Genomic DNA, 464 nt, shown 5'->3' on the forward strand with positions numbered 1-464 from the left:
GGCCAACGACACCGGCCCCGCTCCTGCACAGGGGCTCGGTCAGGTGTCCCGGGCCGAGGCCGCCGTGTCCCGTACCCCCGGCGGACCGGACTCCGCCGTGCCCCCGGTCCCGCCGATCACCGGCCACCCCACCACCACCGTCCGCCGTACCCGCTGAGCACGGAGGTTCCCTGTGCCTACTCTGCGTACCGCCCTCGCCGGGCGGACCGAATCCGTCGACCACGCCCTGACCGCGCTCGCGCCCCGCTGGACCACCTGGCTCCTGCAGACCCTGCGCCAGCAGGAGTCGATGCGGGCGGCGGAGATCGTCGCGGCGACACCGTGGAACAGCCACCCCTACACGGTCCAGCTCCTCACCCGTATGCAGGAACGGGGCCTGGTGGACCGGCTGAAGTTCGGGACGTATGAAATCACCACCGCCGGGCGCGCGGCCGAGCCGGTGCACCGGGCCCTCGCCGCCTGGC

General features: G+C 73.9%; 1 protein-coding gene. It reads left to right on the forward strand.

What is annotated here, in order from left to right:
- Positions 1 to 172 precede the first annotated feature (172 nt).
- The coding region (locus FF041_RS36000; protein WP_323393671.1) for a winged helix-turn-helix transcriptional regulator at positions 173 to 464 on the forward strand (292 nt) is incomplete at its 3' end.

Source organism: Streptomyces jumonjinensis (assembly GCF_009600885.1).
In the GTDB taxonomy this organism is placed as follows: Bacteria; Actinomycetota; Actinomycetes; order Streptomycetales; family Streptomycetaceae; genus Streptomyces; species Streptomyces jumonjinensis.